This window comes from Streptomyces sp. NPDC005955 (genome assembly GCF_042871255.1).
Lineage (GTDB): Bacteria > Actinomycetota > Actinomycetes > Streptomycetales > Streptomycetaceae > Streptomyces.
Window position 1 is genome coordinate 1 of the sequence record NZ_JBIAIF010000004.1, and the last position, 15372, is coordinate 15372.

The 15372-nt window shown below is 69.8% G+C and carries 11 protein-coding genes and 3 pseudogenes; 3 read left to right on the plus strand and 11 right to left on the minus strand.

Annotated features, from left to right (window positions below; all coding sequences use genetic code 11):
- Positions 1–393 precede the first annotated feature (393 nt).
- From ACFYOU_RS11760 to ACFYOU_RS11780, 5 genes and pseudogenes are all read right to left on the minus strand, one after another.
- A complete protein-coding gene (locus tag ACFYOU_RS11760) occupies positions 394–591 on the minus strand; it encodes a hypothetical protein (protein ID WP_391304997.1) in 198 nt (65 codons plus the stop codon).
- 310 nt (positions 592–901) lie between these two features.
- Positions 902–1831 carry a replication-relaxation family protein gene (locus ACFYOU_RS11765; RefSeq protein WP_391304999.1) on the minus strand — a complete coding sequence of 310 codons (930 nt, stop codon included), beginning with the start codon at positions 1829–1831 and terminating at the stop codon, positions 902–904.
- 769 nt (positions 1832–2600) lie between these two features.
- Positions 2601–3749: a hypothetical protein gene (locus ACFYOU_RS11770; RefSeq protein WP_391305001.1), complete on the minus strand. Its 1149-nt coding sequence runs from the start codon at positions 3747–3749 to the stop codon at positions 2601–2603.
- An 8-nt stretch (positions 3750–3757) separates the two neighbouring features.
- A pseudogene (gene mobF, locus ACFYOU_RS11775) lies at positions 3758–5931 on the minus strand (MobF family relaxase).
- 442 nt (positions 5932–6373) lie between these two features.
- Positions 6374–6553: a hypothetical protein gene (locus ACFYOU_RS11780; RefSeq protein WP_391305003.1), complete on the minus strand. Its 180-nt coding sequence runs from the start codon at positions 6551–6553 to the stop codon at positions 6374–6376.
- 174 nt (positions 6554–6727) lie between these two features.
- On the opposite strand from ACFYOU_RS11780, the gene ACFYOU_RS11785 reads away from it, so the two are divergent.
- The 3 genes and pseudogenes from ACFYOU_RS11785 to ACFYOU_RS11795 all read left to right on the plus strand — a co-directional run bounded on the left by ACFYOU_RS11785 (position 6728) and on the right by ACFYOU_RS11795 (position 9289).
- Positions 6728–7432 carry a hypothetical protein gene (locus ACFYOU_RS11785; RefSeq protein WP_391305004.1) on the plus strand — a complete coding sequence of 235 codons (705 nt, stop codon included), beginning with the start codon at positions 6728–6730 and terminating at the stop codon, positions 7430–7432.
- A 66-nt stretch (positions 7433–7498) separates the two neighbouring features.
- The gene (locus ACFYOU_RS11790) at positions 7499–8209 is read left to right on the plus strand and encodes a hypothetical protein (RefSeq protein ID WP_391305006.1); all 711 of its coding nucleotides are present in this window, start codon (positions 7499–7501) and stop codon (positions 8207–8209) included.
- A gap of 260 nt (positions 8210–8469) precedes the next feature.
- Positions 8470–9289: pseudogene (locus tag ACFYOU_RS11795) on the plus strand (IS5 family transposase).
- A gap of 5 nt (positions 9290–9294) precedes the next feature.
- Here ACFYOU_RS11795 and ACFYOU_RS11800 read toward each other — a convergent pair.
- The 6 genes and pseudogenes from ACFYOU_RS11800 to ACFYOU_RS11825 form a co-directional block, all read right to left on the minus strand.
- Positions 9295–9597: a hypothetical protein gene (locus ACFYOU_RS11800; RefSeq protein ID WP_391305008.1), complete on the minus strand. Its 303-nt coding sequence runs from the start codon at positions 9595–9597 to the stop codon at positions 9295–9297.
- Between the two features lie 845 nt (positions 9598–10442).
- On the minus strand, positions 10443–12095 hold the full coding sequence (locus ACFYOU_RS11805) for an FAD-dependent oxidoreductase (protein ID WP_391305009.1): 1653 nt from the start codon (positions 12093–12095) through the stop codon (positions 10443–10445).
- Between the two features lie 438 nt (positions 12096–12533).
- Positions 12534–13174, minus strand: a pseudogene (locus tag ACFYOU_RS11810) (IS5 family transposase); the annotation flags it as partial.
- 31 nt (positions 13175–13205) lie between these two features.
- Complete coding sequence (locus tag ACFYOU_RS11815; protein WP_391305011.1) at positions 13206–13370, minus strand: hypothetical protein; 165 nt, start codon at positions 13368–13370, stop codon at positions 13206–13208.
- A gap of 159 nt (positions 13371–13529) precedes the next feature.
- Positions 13530–13835: a hypothetical protein gene (locus ACFYOU_RS11820; RefSeq protein WP_391305013.1), complete on the minus strand. Its 306-nt coding sequence runs from the start codon at positions 13833–13835 to the stop codon at positions 13530–13532.
- Positions 13836–14144: 309 nt separating this feature from the next.
- Complete coding sequence (locus tag ACFYOU_RS11825; protein ID WP_391305015.1) at positions 14145–14723, minus strand: CGNR zinc finger domain-containing protein; 579 nt, start codon at positions 14721–14723, stop codon at positions 14145–14147.
- Positions 14724–15372: the final 649 nt, after the last annotated feature.

Genomic DNA, 15372 nt, shown 5'->3' on the forward strand with positions numbered 1-15372 from the left:
GGCCACTCCAGAGGCGCCTGGAGCAGTCCGGAAACGATCACTAGATCACCAGCTCAGACAACCCATCGATCTGGTGATCGTCGGCAGATTCATCACATCACCAGCACGAACGTCACCATCAGGTGGACACGGGTCACAACGGAGAGCGCCATGCCAGGCAGTGTGCACAACCGCCCCTCCCCCACCTCAAGCCCCCGGACTCACCCCCGCCGGCCCCGGACCTCACCGGGAGCCGGGCACACCCACCGCCCGGGGCCCGGATGCAGGCGGCCGTGCAGCGGGCGCGGGCAGACCCCTGTATCCGGGAGTCCACGACGCCTCGGCCGGGACCGCGACGCCGTCCCGGGACCGGTACGGGCCGCCGGCAGGACCGGATCCCTGGCATCAGCGGTGTCAGCGTCGGCGGGGAGACCGAGCCTGGCTGCGCGCGTCGGCGCTGGCCGCCACCACGGCGGCGAGCGCCCCGGCGGTCTCCGGGCTGATCCCGGACAGCGCGGCGGCCAGAACGTCGATTGCGTCGAGCGCGTCCTCGGCCGCCGCAGCGCTCCAGGCCGTGGGCGCGACGACGTCGGCGAGATGACAGGCGCTCACCACCGCCGACTCGGCCCACTACTCAACCACGGGCGCGGCCTGCTCGTTCAGTCCCATACCCGGCTTCAACGCCGCCGGCGGCGGAAATGATCGCCGCCTTCGCGCCGATACCCGCCCCGGTCCCTCACGCTGCCTTCCGGGCGCCCGACCATGTGCGGTCGGTCGACGGCGTCAGCTACGACCGGTTCCCCACCGAGCTTCTTCCGCCGGCTCCGCCGACGTCGGCGGTCCGCGAGGTTCTCGGGGAGCGCCGGCTCTCGGGCTGGGTTCTGGCGAGGGCTCGCGAGGGACGGGGCCCGGTCCGCTGCGCTCACTGCGGCCTGGGCGCTGCGGCCAGCACCCGCCGGTTCTCCCCGCGGCCGACGATCCGCCACACCGGCCGGTCGGCTCCTTCATGGGTGAGCCGGTGCAGGGTCGTCGTCGCGACGGTGATCCGCCAGTTCGGCCGGGCACGGTCGTGGAAGGCGGCCTCCCTCGTGTCCGGGGTCGCGCGGCGCTTGGCCGGGGCGAAGACGAACAGCAGCAGCGGGAAGGGCCGCTCCAGGGACGGCCCGGCGTAGGTCTCCTGCCAGTGGGAGCGCGGGGCGCGGGCGGCGTTCCCGCGCCCGGACGCCGGGGCGTTGCGGTAGGCGTCGTAGCGCTCCAGCTTGGCGAGCAGACCGGCGTAGGACATCGTGCGGTCGATCTCCACGAACGCGCTGGAGCCGTCGGCTAGGAGCACGACGCCGTCGGGCAGCAGGTTCCCGGCCGGGGTGGGGTGGCCGACTTCCACCCGCCAGTCGGCGTGGTCGGCTATCTCCGCTTGGTGGAAGGCGATGACGGTGTCGACCAAGGCGAGGCCGTGTTCCCGAAGGCCCGTGTTGCTGGCAGCGATGCGCTTGCCCGTCGTCCGGCCGACCGGCGACGCGAGCTCACCGGAGGCGGCGGCTTCGGCGAGACCCGCCGGGGTGCAGTACCAGTAGCTCTGCTGGGCGCGGTGGGTCCGGCCGACGAGGGCCGGGGACTCGGCGAGCAGGTTGCGCAGCGCGCGGCGGACGTGGTCGGTGTCCTGCTGGTGCGGAAGCAGCAGGCCTTCAGCTGGCGGGGTGTGGCCAGGCGTAGCCGGGCCAGGGTGAGCAGGACCTCGCCACGCAGTTCCGCGCCGGCCTTCGCTGCCGCAGCCTTGCGGGGCCGGGACGCTTCTCCAGGCACATTCATGCTGGGAGAAGAGGAGTTGCAACCGGCCGGGGAGGGCGGGCAAGGGGGTTGACCAGCAACAACCGCCAGGCGGCGGCCGACGACCGCGGGGCCGGGCGCGGGGCCCGCCGCAGGGCTTGCTGCGGGGCCCGCTGTCGCAGCGGGGTGTGCCGGGGCTGGCGGGACGGTCGGGGTGTTCGGGGTGGGGGCGGTGGTCATCGGATCCTCGCGGTTCTCCGGCCATCAAGGCCGGATCGGTGACAGGTCCGGCCCGCAGGCGGATGTGCGTACGGGCCGGGCCCCACCGTGAGGAGCCACCCCTTGACCGCGGTCTGGCCATCACCGACGGCGGGTGTCCGATTTCGCCTTGCCTATCCCCTTGACGGGTGGTTTTGTCCGTGACTGGAGTCACGCCCGCACCGCACCCCGGGCGCGGGCCTCTGCCCACGGGGCCGGACGCGCAGCACAGGGCGACCGGCCGGACGCAGCCCGAGCCGGACCAGTCGGGGCGGCGTCGGGGGGAGGAGGGATCCTTCCTCCCCCCGACGCCGCCCGTTTCGGTGGGGATGCCGGAGGTAGCGGAGGAGGACAAGGGGGGTGCGGCCCGCCGCGGGTGGATCGGATGCCCTCCTTACTCCCCCATCGTCATGCCCCCTCCCACCCGGTGCCGCGCATCGGATGAAGTCCACCGTGCTCACCCATCGGTGAGGGGCGCTTCACGCCCACAGCAGCGCTGGTGCGCTTCCCCGGTGCGCCCACCGGAGTCCGGTGGTCCGCCGTACGGCGATGCACGGCATCGTCCGCACCACGCACCACCCCATCTGACGGACGGCTCAGCTCGTCCTCGGCTTGTCAGGCGCGTAGGAGCGCTCCACGGTGTCGTTCTCCAGCGTCGTCTCCCACTCCAGGATGACGTCGCCGAACTGCCCCCCTGGGTTGCTCTTGGGCGGGCGCTCCACGGTGTAGCGGTCGGCGCGGTACCAGATGGAGAGGGCGTTGCGGTAGCCGCTGCTGAAGGTGCGCGTGATGCTGATGGTCTTCTCGCTGTCCTGGGTGGTCGACGAGGAGGTCAGGGTGCGCAGTTGCTGGCTGTAGGTGGTGCTGACGGAGGCGGAGAGGCCCTTGAACGCGAAGCCGGCCTCGGAGGTGACGGAGATGCCGGTGGTGCGCTCGATCTCCTGCGCGTTGGTACTGGTCAGGCCGACCTTCACGGTCTGCGTCTCGGTCCTGGGGTCTACGCCGGTGCTGTCGTAGTAGTAGCCGACCCGGTAGAAGCCGTAGCGGCGGACGAGGTACCACGGGTGATCTATCGCCTGTTGTCTGGACTGGCCCGGGTACTGAGGGTCCTGGACCAGGGGTGAGGGCAGGGCGGTGATGCCGAGGAGGACCTCAGGGGTGGTGTCCGGGTTCGGCCGCGCGTAGGAGGTGATGTTCGGGGGCGGGACGACCGTGTTGATGGTGGGGCCCAAGGCGTCGTAGACCACATGCCGGGTGGGGCTCTCAGGCATGGCGCGGAAGGTAAAGTGTTGCTGCTGGGACCTCATGGACCACTGCTGCGCCGGGGCGCCGGTGACGGGCGTCATGTGGACGAGACCGCCGTCTATGGCGGTGAGCGCGCGTGCGCCGTCCTGGCTGCTGATGGTGTAAAAGCCGGAGTCCGTGGGACGCAGGACGAAGACCTGGCGCCTGGCCGCCGAATCGGAACCCGCGAACGGGGACAGCAGTTGCAGTTCCCGGTGGCCGGCGCCGTACTCCCCGACAGGGACGTCCCCCCGGTCGCTCCGCACGGTGAGGAGACCACCGCCGGGCCGGTCGAGCTGTAGGAAGAACTGGTTGTTGTCCAACCCCAGCAGGCCCCAGAACGGCTTGAGTCCCTGGACGCCGTCCGGTATCCAGCGCGCGTAGTTGTTGTCCCATGTCAGGGAGGCCTTGGAGGCCCTGTTGATGAGTCCGGCGCGCGTCCCTGTGGGTATGTCTGTCATGAGACCTCTCATCGCAGGCGAGAACAGCGGACGACCGGCATCCTGCGCTTCCCGACACGAGTCAGTACAGAACTGTCCAAGCCATCCAATTCCGCCCGATGTCCAGCGGAATCCCCTTGACGGACCACCGCCCGGTGCGCTTCGCGGTGGACTCCACTCCCACCGGATGCGCACCGGATGGAGTCCACCCTGCCCACCCACCGGCCCGGTGGACTCCACTCCCACAACGGCAGTGATGCGCTCGGTGCGCACCCGGTCCGGTGCGGTGGTGCGGTCGCGCCCGCACCCGCCGTCCAGCGGCGCTGGCCGCCTGGAGTGGCCGGGTCGGTGAGCGGGGACTCCCGTTCCTCGATGGCGCGGTGGTGGGCGTCCGCTTCGGCGAGAGCGCGGCTGCGGGCCTCGGTGGTGGCGGTGAGTTTGGCGAGGGCGGCGAGGCGTTCCGGGGATGTCGTCCATGTCTCCGGATCGGCCGTCCGGCCCTCCGCGTACTCCTGGGGCATCGCGGCCTGGAGGTGGGCGTGGACGGCGGCGGACCGTTGTGCCGGGGTGAGTGCGGCGTCCCGGCCGGGGTGGTCGACGGCGTGCGGCGGGGCCTGGTCGTGCTCGCCCTCGTCGAGGTCGCGGGCGTCGGCGGGTGCGGAGACCGCCGAGGTCGTGGTCGTCGCCTCGGTGGCGGTGTCGGCCTGGATACGGGTATCTCGGATCGCGCCCTGTACGGCGAGGCTGGCGAGGCGGGCGCGTTCGTAGCGGCTGGACTCCCGCGGCGGTGTGCCTTCGGCGTCGGCGATCCACCACCGGTCGGGTACCGGGAAGTCGGCGGTGTAGGTCATCCGGTCCGCCGCAGGCGCTTCGCGGCCGGGCTTGGTGACGGTGTGACGGCGGGAGTAGCGGAGCAGGGCCCGGTCGGCGATGGAGTCGTCCAGACCCGGCGGGAACGCTCGGCCGCGCAGTGTCTCCAGCAGGTGCCGGCGCGCTTCGGCCAGGATGTGGCGCCGGGAGAACTTCTCGCGCACGGTGAAGACGACCACGGCGACGTCGACGGCGGCGAGCGCCACGTCCACGGCGGGATCCACCCGGGCCCGGATCGCCGCACCCGCAGCCCGGCAGCGCTCAAGGAGCCCGTCGACCATCTGCTTGCCGAACTTCAGCAGCGCGGACGCCTTCCACCACGCGAGGAGCTGCTTCAAGGGGCGCGGGGTCTTCTTCTCGGGGCGGGTGTCCTGGGCTGCCTGCCAGCCGAGGCCGTGCCGGGCCTTCTCCCCGGGCAGCCGCCCGTGGTCCTTCACGTACTGGTCGGTGAGCACCTCCAGGGCGTCCTCGATGCGCTGACGCCGGGTGGAGGACCAGTCGATGAGCTCGGCGTCGACACCGCGATCTCCATGACGGAGCGCAGCCCGGGTGTCACCTCCCTCGGCACGGTCGCCAGGCCGAGCTCCTCGCACACCTCCGTGGTCATGGTGAGGGTGTAGAGCGTCCCGGCGGCCACCACGTGCCGGTAGAGACGGTAGGTGTCCAGAGCGCCCCAGACCGGTTCACCGTCGGCGTCCAGGCGCTGAACGCGGTTGAGGACCAGGCAGTGGTCGTGCAGGAGCGGGAAGCCGTCGCGGTTGTCGTAGTGCCGGAACGCGGCGACCACCAACGCCGGTCTCTTCGCGCGGCCGCGGCCGAAGGACCACCGGGTCTCGGCTACTTCGTCTTCGATCCAGCGCAGCGCCGCGGCGACGGCCCGCTCGTGCGCCCGCTCGATGACCCGGCGCGGATGGGCGGCGCCCAGCGCCCACAACACGATCAGGGACGCCTGCGGCCGGAAGGTGAAGTCCAGAGCGAGCAGCGGCATTTGCTTGCGGGCCTCGATCTCCTCGACCGGCTGCCCCAGCACGGTCGCCCATCGCGCGGTGGCCGCGTCGGCGCCGTCGTCCAGGAGGCGCTGCTCGATCCGGTCGGCGTCCGGGTGCCGGACTTCTCCGAAGACGAGCTCCAGCTGCCGCTCGGACACCTGGCCGCCCTCGGTGAGCCCGAGCGCGGCCGGACCGCGCCCCCACCACCGTCCCGGCGGGAGACCGGCCATCTCCTGTGCGTCCTTCAACGACTGGCCGACCGGGCGGCGGCCATCCCCGAACGCGACTCCGCGTATGTAGTAGCGCCAGGCGTTACGCCTCTGAACCTTCGCGACACTCAACATCACCCCAGAGGACACCCACCCTGAGCTGGGGAAAAGCCTGATCCCGTGAGGCGGGAGGGTTCACCGAGCGTTCACCGCCGGCCCCGCACCGCGGGAGCCGGCGGCGGCATTGCACCCCGGCGGCGATGACGGCCCGGTCATATCGGAGAGGGGCCCGGGGGATCTCCCACTCCCCCGCCGCTCCGTCCGGGAGCCCGGGCCCAGCCGGGGTGCCGGTGTCGGGCGGGAACTGCTGGTCCTGGGCGTCACGGCGGCGGGCGGGCCGGAGGTCGGCCTCGGTCCAGCGGGTGGTGCAGAGACGGTGGGCGCGCGTCCGGGCGCGCGGCGACGAAGCGGCCGCCACCCGGCACCGCCCGGGGGCGTCACGGGGTTGCGGTGTCACGGGCCGGGGTGGCGGTCACCGGGCGGAACGGGCGCTCCGGTGCTGGCCTCGGGGCGGGTGTCAGTGGCCACCTGCGACGACGACGGCGATCACGGCCGCCAGCGCTGCCACGGTGGCGATCCCGGCCGTGACCGGACGGTTCAGCGCCGGTACGCGGTGAACCGCGTAGCCCACGGCACAGACGATCAGCAGTACGACCAGGACCAGCAGCAGGGCAACCAGCAGAGCGAGCGTGGACACGATTCCCCCTCGGAAAGCAGGCGCGGCGGGTCCGCGCCGGACAGGACGACCACAGAGTCAGGGCTCCGGCCCGTCGGTCGGCGGCTACGGGCCCCACCCGGACGACGATGCCCCGAACTTCTGGAAGGCCCGACAACCAGGCGAAGAAGGCCACTCCTTCGTAGGTGGGAGGTGGTGCCGGGGCACGACGGGGGAGCCTCGCGGGACCGGCACCGCGCGGGCGGCCAGACGTTCGCAGGCCGGCACTTCGCGGACGCGGGCGACCGGGTCGTCATCACCGGCCGCCGGGACGGCCCGCTGACCACGGCAGCGCGGGAGACCGGGGCGCGGGGCGTGGTGTGCGACGACACCGACCCGGTGGCACTCGCCGCGCTGCCCGCCGAACTTCCCGCCGCGCTGGACGTCCTGGTCAACAACGCGGGCGGCAAAACGACTTCGCCCAGGACGGGGACGACGACCACGCCGAGGGGACGGCGGCGGACCTGGCCCGGCACGCCCGGGCCTACCGCGCCAACCTCCACGCCTCCCGGCGCGAGCCGCGCGCCGGGAGGCATGGAGGTCCAGATCGGCTCGATCGCCGCCGACCAGGGCGCGGGCTCTTACGGCGCCGCGAAGGCGGCCCTGGCCTCCTGGAACCTCGATCTGGCGGCCGAACCGTCCGGGCCGGAGGCGGCGGGACGGTCGGAACTGAGGGCGGCCAGCTCCACCAGATCGTCCGCCCGGGCGTCCGGAGCCTCCCGGTCGAACCGGGGCAGCACCCGCACCTGCGGCGAGACCGTCCCCAGCTCCGGATCGGGTAGGACCTGGGTGCCGCAGTATCAGTTCCCGGGCTGTCTCCGGATTCTCCCTCCAGCGGCCCTTCGGAGGCGCTACACGTAGAGACGACCGTGTCGGCTGCGAAGGGAAGTCATGGACGTCGTCCGCTACTTGACCTGGGGAATCCTCATGGCCGGAGGGTTTCTGGTGTGGAGGCTGTGGCGGTACCCCGGAGGGTGGAGGTACGCCTTCGGGGCCGAGTACGCGGCGGAGCGTGAGGCCCTGGACCGGGCCCGTGGCAAGGTGTCCCGCCTGCGCAGCGAAGCAGCAGAACGCAGGGCCGCCGTTGAGGGGCGTCTGAAGGATGCGGAGGGGGTCTACCGGCGGCGGGTCCGTGCGGCGGAGCTGCGAGTGGAGGGCATCGCGTTCCCGGGCCCGGGGCAGCTCCTTGACCAGCTGGGTGATAGGGCCTCACTGTACGAGCACGTGTTGGTCGTCGGCCGGGAGGAACTGCCGCTCGTCGGGCTGGTGGTCCGGATAGAGGTGGGCAAGGCCAGTCAGTTCCTCTACGCGACGCTGCCGGACGGCGGTGAACGGTTCGCGACCCTGCCCTATGAGGAGCACACGGAGGACGAGGTGCGGGGGTTCGCGGGCAGGGTCACGAACGCGGTGGCGGCGGAGAAGACGGCGTTTGCGGGGCGTGAGCAGCGCCTGGCGGTGGCGGTGGAGGACCTCGCCCGGGTCAAGGCCGGGACCGATGCGGTGGACGCGGCCCGTACGGACCTCGACCGGCTGGCCGAGGCAGAGCGCTCGGATCTCCGGCCGGCATCCGCACGCCGGGAGCTGGACCGGGCGCGGGCGCGATGGGACTCGGTGACCGGGCGGTCATCCCACAGCTGACGAAGGCAGGCGCACATGGGCGGAGGTGCGGACGGCCGGCGGTGATCGGCCGGACGGGCAGGGCAGTGTCGTCGGGGTGTTCGCGGCGATGCTGATCGCTGCGGCCGCGATAGTCGCCCTGCTGGTGTGGAGCCCGGCACCCTGACGGGCGGCGCGTGGGGCTCGGCAGGACGCTGATCCGAGCGGGCCCGGTCTCTAAGAGGTCTTAACAGAAGCTGTTGATCATGTGACTGTCAGCTTGGTTGCTCGTTGGTCCGTTCGTGGCGAAGAGGAACTCCCGGCCGTGGATCGTCTCGGACGAACTGTGGTCGCTGATCGAGCCGTTACTCCCGGTCCCGGCGCCGAAGCTGGTGTCGGGGCGGCCGAGGGTGCCCGACCGGCAGGCCCTTGTGTGGGATCCTGCTTCGTACTCCACACCGAGATCCAGTGGGAGTACCTGCCCCAGGAGCTCGGCTTCGGCTCGGGCATGACCTGCTGGCGACGGCTTGCCCTGTGGAATGAGGCTGGCGTGTGGGACCAGCTGCACCTGGTCCTGCTCAAGGAGCTGCGGTCGGCCAAGCAGCTGGACTGGTCGCGGGCGGTGATCGACTCAAGCCATGTCCGGGCTGCTCGGCGGGGCCCAAAAGCGGGCCCAGCCCGGTCGACCGTGCACGGCCGGGCAGCAAGCACCACGTCCTCGTCGACGGGCAGGAGATCCCGCTCGCCGTGTCTCTGACCGGCGGAAACCGCAACGACGTCACTCAACTGATGCCTCTGCTCGCCAAGATCCCGTCTGTGGCCGGCCTAGTCGGCCGGCCCAGGCGACGGCCGGACATGCTGCTGGCCGACCGGGGCTACGACCACGACAAGTACCGCCGTCTCGTCTGGGCCCAGGGCATCAAACCGGTGATCGCCCGCCGCGGAGTCCCTCACGGATCCGGCCTCGGCATCCACCGGTGGGTTGTCGAGCGGACCATCGCCTGGCTGCACGGCTTCCGGCGTCTACGCGTCCACTGGGAACGACGCGACGACATCCACGAAGCCTTCCTTGGCCTCGCCACCTGCCTCATCACCCACCGACACGTCCAACGCCTTTGTTAGGACCTCTAAGGCAGCGCGGACATCCGCGTACCCGCGGCAGCAGTGTGCACGCCCGTAGGCACGAACTCGATCAGGTAGTCCTCAAGGCCCGCCTTTAGTGTGACGCCACGCAACTCGCCGTAGAACCGCTCCTCAGCGGACTCCCCACCCCTGCGCCACACGTGCATCGTGTACAACCGGCCGGGCTCCAGACGGACGTCCACCCACCCACCCCCACTGATGGTGTCCAGGACCAACTGCCCGAGATGACTCTGGAACGCCCAGCTCCCGACCAGGACATATCCGTCGCCGAGGCTCTCCGTCTTCATACGACTGACCTGCAGCGTCAGCGTGGCAACATGCTCCTGGGCACAACTAATGAAGAGCGCCGTGCCGTCCACCACGTGCACTGCCCCCGTCGGTCCCATCGGCAGGTCCGTCCACGAGACTGGGCTTCCCTCCGAAGTCATCCCGAACAGCGAACGTTCGATGTGGACTTGCATGGCTATCCGTAACTCACCCATGCCATCACACTAACCACCGTCCCACTCCCCCGACGGTCAGACGCAAGCCCTCAGGCCGACGCCCACCGGTCCGCCGCCACTACAGCAACCGGTCACCTCCCGACCTCGTAGCCCGCCAGGGGCCGACGAGCTCAGTGGCACCTGACCGGCCACGCCTCGGCCGGCCAAACCTGGACGAGATACCGCTCGACGCCTACCGGGATACCCTCCTGTGCCAAGCGAGCGACCTCAGCGCGCCCCTGTACGTACAGGCGTACCGCCCGCCGCCCCGGCCCTTCCGACAGCCGCAGCGTCTCCTCCAGCGGGCCGGCCGTCACACCCCACACAGCAAGCTTCCCCGACGCCAAGACGCTCTCTCTCCCCCCCGGTCGTCCCAGTCGGCAACAGACTGGACAACGGGCTCCACGTCCCAGACTTCCACCAGCATCGCCGCAACGTGGGTGTGGTCAGCACTCTCCACATCCAGCCGGCCCGGAAACGGTGTCAGCAGTGCGGCGCTTGACCGAGCAGCGGCAAGGTGCCCCGTCTCCGGAGCAAATCGGCAGAGCGTAGAGCTCCCAGGGAGCCGGAGAGCGTCTACCAGCGGCTTTTCAGGACGGCGGAGTTGAGGGTGGAGGGGGATGCTCAGGTTCCGGTGCTTTGGTTGCCCTTCAGGTGATGGCGAACCCGGGGTAGCCGCTGGTGGCGACCTCGTGGCACTTCTGCCGGTAGGCCCCCACACCGCCGGTGTAGGAGAGGAGGCGTCGTGGTTTGCCGGACACGTTGGATCCGGTGTACCAGCTGTCGGTGCCGGGGACCAGTGTTTCGGCGGCGGTCTGCTCGTGATGTTCGATCCAGGCGTCTTCGGCTTCCTTGGTGGCCTCGATCGTGGTGGCGCCTTGGGTTCTGACGTGTGCGATGGCGTCGCTGATCCATTCGGCCTGTTGTTGTGCGCAGGTGGTCATGTTGCACAGCGCGGCTGACGGTGCCAGGGGGGCTCCGATGGTGAACAGGTTGGGGTAGCCGTGTATGCCGAGGCCCATCAGTGTGTGGATGTCGCGGCTCCAGTCTTCGGCGAGGCTGCGGTTGTCGCGTCCCCGCACGTCGATGCGGGTCAGCGAGCCGGTGGCGGCGTCGAAGCCTGTCGCCAGCACGATGACGTCAAGTTCGTGGACGGTGCCGTCGCTGAGGACGATGCCCTCGGGGGCGATACGTGCGATCGGGTTGTCCCGGATGCCGACCAGTTCGACGTCCGGGCGGTGGTAGACCTCGAGGTAGTTGTCTTCGAGGGGGACTCGGCGGGTGCCGAAGCCGTAGTCGGAGGGGACCAGTATGTCGGCGAGCCGGTCGTCTCGGAGGCGGGCTCGCATCTTGTCCCGGACGAACTCCGAGATCTCGTCGTTGACCTCGCGTTCGAAGAAGAGGTCAGCGAATCCGCCTACCCAGAGTCTGAGCGAGCCGTCCGCGTAGAGCTCTTCCATCACCTCGCGGCGCCGTTGTGGGGTGTACTCGGCCCAGACGTGTGCGAAGTCGAAGTCGAATCCGGCGAAGGTGTGCGGGACGGTCGAGCTGACTTCGTCGAAGCGGGCTTTGTAGGCGGATTGCTGTTCTTCGCCGTAGACGCGGTTCTTCATCGGGAGTACGTACTGCGGCGTACGTGCGAAGACGGTGAGGTGCTGACCTCTTCCGGCGATTGTCTGGATCACCTGGATGCCGGTGGCGCCGATGCCGACGACTCCGATGCGTTTGCCGGTCATGTCTGCGTCCTCGGCAGGCCATTTCGCGGTGTGCAGGATGTCGCCGGAGAAGCTGTTCTGCCCCTCGAAGAGATTCTCCAGGGGGGCAGAGAGCGGTCCGGCGCAGCTGACGAAGAACTGCGCGTCGACGGTGTCACCGCGGTCGGTACGCACCGTCCAGCGGCTGCGGTCCTCGTCGAACACCGCGCTAGTGATCGTCGTCGAGAGCCGTATGTGCTCCCGGAGGTTCAGCCGGTCCGCGACGTACTGGGTCCAGCGCTGGATCTCGGGCTGCCCAGGGAACCTCTCCGTCCAGCTCCAGCCCTTGTAAAGTTCCTCGTCGAACATGTACTGGTAGACGTGGGATTCGCTGTCGAAGCGGGCACCGGGATAGCGGTTCCACCACCATGTCCCGCCCACGTCACCGGCCTTGTCGAAAAGCAGCACGCGCAGTCCCAGTCGGCGGAGCAGGTGCAGCTGGTGAAGCCCGGCGATGCCGGCGCCGAGAATGACGGCGTCTACCTCGACGCGCTCCTCGTCTGTCGCACGGTACTCCGCCGGTAAGGACGTTTCCTCTGAGGTGGTCATCCTGACTCCTTCGCTTGGGGCGCGTACGGAGGGTTCAGGAACCGGGCGTTGTCGGTCGTCGGGTGCCGTTGGGCAACGCGTGGTCCCTTTGTTCCTTGAAGGCGAGATCAGAGTTGTCGGCCGCTCGGCATCAGGTATCTCGACCAGTCTTTCCCGGAGTTTCGCTGATCAGTCTCTACCGAAAGAAGTAAACGGCGTCCTGCTGTTGCTGTCCGATGCCGGAAGCGTCCAGCGCTTGGCACCGCAGACTCGGCCGCCGACGAGGTCGTACGTGTCTGGTAGGTCGCCGTCACCCGTGCCCGCCGCTTGGCCGCCATCGCCCTGCCTCATGCAGAGGTCGACGTGCTGGCGCACCTGCTGGCACGTTACCGGGTGCCAATCCGCACGGTCTGGCCCCGTTCCAGCTGAGCGAAAGGTCGGGTGCGGCGGAGAACCAGCTCGCCCGCGCAGAGCCTGGCGGATCGCCCGAGATGAGTACGCCTTGTCCGCGATAACAGCGTCGGACCTCCTGCGAGGGCGTCCAGCACCGTTGCGAGGCACCCTCAGAGCGTCCAGAACGGCATCGAAGACGGTCGGGTCGTTGACGTTGCCGGGTGTGATCACCACGGCCAGGGGCAAGCCCCGGCCGTCGCAGGCGAGGTGGACCTTGGTGGTCAGCCCGCCTCGGGACCGGCCGAGGGCCTGGCGCGTCTGCGAGCGGCCCGGACCTTCCAGTTCGTCCCCGTCTGCGGCCCCTTGTTGCGGGCGCCGGCGGTGTGCTGGTGGGCACGGTTGACCGTGGAGTCGACGGCGACGGTCCACTCCACCCGGCCCACCGCGTCGTCGCGGACCTGGACGTGTTCCATCAGCTTCGCCCAGGTCCCGTCCGCTTCCCAGCGGGCGAACCGCTAGTAGAGGGTCTGCCAGGGTGTGTACCGCTCGGGCAGATCGCGCCACGGAGCTCCGGTCCACAGCCGCCACAGCACCCCGTTGACCACCTGCCGGTGGTCACGCCACGGACGACCACGCCCGTCCACCTGCGACAACAAGGTCTCTATCCGCTCCCATGCCGCTTCCGTCAACTCGCCTCGACCTGCCACAAGATCAATGGTCAGAGTGCTCGTGCTCGGACTACTGCGCGGGGTCCGTCATGAAACGGCTCAGCCGGTAGGTGGTCGGCACCGCCAGGCGTCCGCACAGCGTGTCGATCCGGATCACCGACCCGTCGACTCCTGCTTCCCGAAGACGGCGCAACGTCGTGCGCAACTCCGCTTGGTCCGGAGTCTCAACAACCACTTCCCACTGTCCCGCGTCCGACGTGGTGCGAGCAGCAAGCCGCTGCCGCGCGTCCTCTTGCCGCCGCCTTCTTTTCCCTTGTCCTGGCACCTGCCCAGAATCAGTGGCAAGCGTCAGGACGGCAAGGCAATTGGGGCGGAGTACGCACACGCTCGGTGATCATTTGCCAGACAAGCCCCCTAGCTTCGGCTCGGCCGCCACGAACGCGCGCCTCCGTTCGTCAGCGCCTTCGAGTCGAGGCGTCAGCCAGGGGCTCGGCCTTCGGTAGTGCACCGGCTCGATCTCCTCGAACGCCACCGCGCGACTCGCGGTCGTCAATGAACCCGTCCACCCGCAGGGGCCCAAGACGACCCCGAACATCAGCTCAGGGCCGATGTCGGCCGGATCGACCCGCACCACCCGCGCACCGAGGCCGTTCAGCTCCTCGATGACGAGGTCCGCGGTGACATCCTCCAGGGACGTCACCACCATCACCGCTGGCCCACCGAATCAGTCGGACTCGTAGTCGGTCGTGACATCGCCATCGACCTCGGGCTGCGGCCCTGGCCGTCGGTGCTACCCGCTCCCCGGACTTCGAGACCGTGCCCTTCGTCTTGCTCGTGCAGTGCTTCCCCATCGCAAGGAACTTTCTGCATGATCATGCCTTCCCCGTCTCGGGGCACAGGACCGTACCCGCCGCCCCGAAGGCCAAGCTGACCCTGCGCGATCCTCACAAATCCGCCGCCTCCTCACTCCCAGCCACCCGGCGAACGGGTCTGCCAGGTGCAGTGTCCATCACGGAGCATGCGCGGCGCGGCGTTGCCTGTCGCGGTAGCGGCGGGCCTTCACGATGCTGCCGCAGCCGCGCATGCTGCACCAGCGGGCGGTGCGGTTGCGCGACTCGTCGTAGAACGGCCATCGGCACTCGGGGTTGTCGCACGACTTCAGTCGCGCCCAGGTCCCGGTGAGCACGGCTTCGTGCACGGCGGCGGCGAGGATAGCGATCACACCCCCGCTGCCGTTCTCTCGTGGCTGGCAAGAGGCGGTCATGGTGTCGTGTCGTACTTCGAGTCGGACTGACGCGGCATGGGGTGCGGTGAGTTCGTTGAACGCGTCGACGGCCGCGCGCGGCGGCGGCTCACCCAGGGTGTTGGCCGCGGTCATCGCACGCAGGGCTTCGCGCAGGCCGTGCAGCGCCGACAGGTCGCGTGCGGTCATCGACCGGTCCTTGTTCCACATGCCCTCAGCGCTCAACCACGCGGTGGCGGTCTCCACGTCCGTCAGGTCGTCGCGGCTGTTGTAGATGTCCTGGGTGTCGACGAATCTACGGACTGTTTCCAGCGCGCCGGGCGCCGCGTTGCTGGGGTCGTTCATCGCGTTGAAGCCTCCTTGGTCGCACGTTCACCGTCACCACTGTGTCCCACTTGACGGTGACGACCCATCCCCTTAACGTCACCATCGTAACCCTTTTGAAGGTGACGGGCGAGGGAGTGTCGCGGCTTTCGGCTGCGCTCCCAGAGGGGCAGTCCGTTCCGATCGCCCTGGCACTGCGCAAGCGGCTACGGAGGTGACCCCTCGTCCGGTCGGGCCCAAGGGCCCCTGGGGCGTGCAAGGCCACCGGCATCCCGCGCGGGCGAACCATCCCGGTGCACCCTCCGAGCGGCATAGCGTGGCGGGGTCGGCACACCAGAACCGATGCGGCCCGGCATCCCTTCCTCCGGGCGGCGGCCCGCTGGGAGGCCGGACATTGGAGCCGCGTCCGCTTTGCCCGAACGTCCGCGCGCGGGCGCAGGCGTCAGTCCTAGCACCGCCCGTCCCGCCGGCCTTGACGCCAAGAGGAAGCGGAGTTCACCAGCGAGCCCGGTGTGCTCATCTACGAGGCAGCCCGTCTGGACGTGCGGGAGACTCTGGACCGCCTCGCCGGAGAGGACACCACGGTCCGGGCTATCAACCGGGCCTGGCGGAAGGGTGCGGTCGGGCGACATGGATTGCTCCGTAAGGCAGTTGACAGTCCGAACACCGC

Coding starts and splice junctions, on each gene's coding strand:
- ACFYOU_RS11825 (WP_391305015.1), bottom strand. CDS start 14,723: ATGAACGACCCCAGCAACGCGGCGCCCGGCGCGCTGGAAACAGTCCGT.
- ACFYOU_RS11800 (WP_391305008.1), bottom strand. CDS start 9,597: ATGAAGACGGAGAGCCTCGGCGACGGATATGTCCTGGTCGGGAGCTGG.
- ACFYOU_RS11805 (WP_391305009.1), bottom strand. CDS start 12,095: ATGACCACCTCAGAGGAAACGTCCTTACCGGCGGAGTACCGTGCGACA.
- ACFYOU_RS11770 (WP_391305001.1), bottom strand. CDS start 3,749: ATGACAGACATACCCACAGGGACGCGCGCCGGACTCATCAACAGGGCC.
- ACFYOU_RS11790 (WP_391305006.1), top strand. CDS start 7,499: ATGGCCGGAGGGTTTCTGGTGTGGAGGCTGTGGCGGTACCCCGGAGGG.